Below are 1,200 nucleotides of genomic sequence, written 5' to 3' on the forward strand. Positions count from 1 at the left end.
CACTCCTTTAGATTCGTTTTTTATAAAATGATTAAATTAAAAACGGAAAAGATACACTACCAAAGCACTCTAAGTTCGCAACTTATACTTCGATTTAGATCTTTTCCATTTTGATATAAACTCAAATTAGAAATTCGGAATTTAAAGCCCATTATCAAGGAGTTGAGTTTATCATTTTAACCTTAATCCAAAGATATGAAAACAGAATTAAAGTTTATCGGAATTGATGTGAGTAAGGATACATTGGATATCTGCATTCTATCTCATGAAACAGAATCTCTTGTTATTAAAAATCAAGAGAAAGCAATTACTAAATTTTTTAAACCCCTTTTAAAAGACAGCTCAATCAAACATCACATTTGTTTAGAAAACACAGGTAAATATTCTTGGGTACTTATCAATGTTCTTGCTGAATTAGAGTGTTGTTTTTACGTGGTAAATCCTTTACATCTTAAAAGAAGCTTAGGGCTTACCAGAGGGAAAAATGATAAGATTGATGCTATACGAATAGCTCGTTTTATTAAGAAGAACCATGATGAAACTGCCCGTTTCATTCCAAGAAGAGATGTCATAGAACAGCTGCATATTCTATTATCTGAAAGAAGATTTAGAGTAAACCAAAAAGGACAATTAACAACTAAAAACAAGGAATTAAAGGTGCTTAGAGATAAAAAATTAGCCAAACAAATTAAAAGAGATAATGATAAACTTATCAGTGAAATCATTTTACAAATCAAACGCCTAGAGAGACAAATTAAAGAGCTGATTAAAAGTGATGAAACTTTAAATAAACTTCAAAAACAACTTAAATCTGTACCTGGTGTAGGGGATATACTTTGCTGGAATCTAATTGTAAAGACTAATGAATTTAAATCTATACAAGACCCAAGGAAATTAGCTTGTTATTCTGGCGTAGCACCTTTTAAAAATACATCTGGAACATCTATTTTTGGTAAAAATAGGGTCTCAAATCTTGCAGATAAATCACTTAAAAGACTACTTCATCTTGGAGCATTGAGTGCTATCAGATTGAACAATGATCTTGCTGTTTATTATCACAGAAAAGTTGAAGAAGGCAAGAATAAAATGAGTGTTTTAAATGCTGTCAGAAATAAAATAATACATATTGTTTTTGCACTTATAAAAAATCAAACTTTGTATCAAAATCGTTTGGTTACGTCATAGAAATCGAAGTGACAA

Annotated in this window: 1 protein-coding gene; it reads left to right on the plus strand. The window is 30.0% G+C overall.

Features of this window, described 5'->3' with window-relative positions; genetic code table 11:
- Positions 1–195 precede the first annotated feature (195 nt).
- The gene (locus LB452_RS13395; protein ID WP_224462243.1) at positions 196–1,185 is read left to right on the plus strand and encodes an IS110 family RNA-guided transposase; all 990 of its coding nucleotides are present in this window, start codon (positions 196–198) and stop codon (positions 1,183–1,185) included.
- The last annotated feature ends 15 nt before the right edge of the window (positions 1,186–1,200 follow it).

The sequence above is a fragment of the Psychroflexus longus genome (assembly GCF_020164595.1).
GTDB classification, from domain to species: Bacteria; Bacteroidota; Bacteroidia; order Flavobacteriales; family Flavobacteriaceae; genus Psychroflexus; species Psychroflexus longus.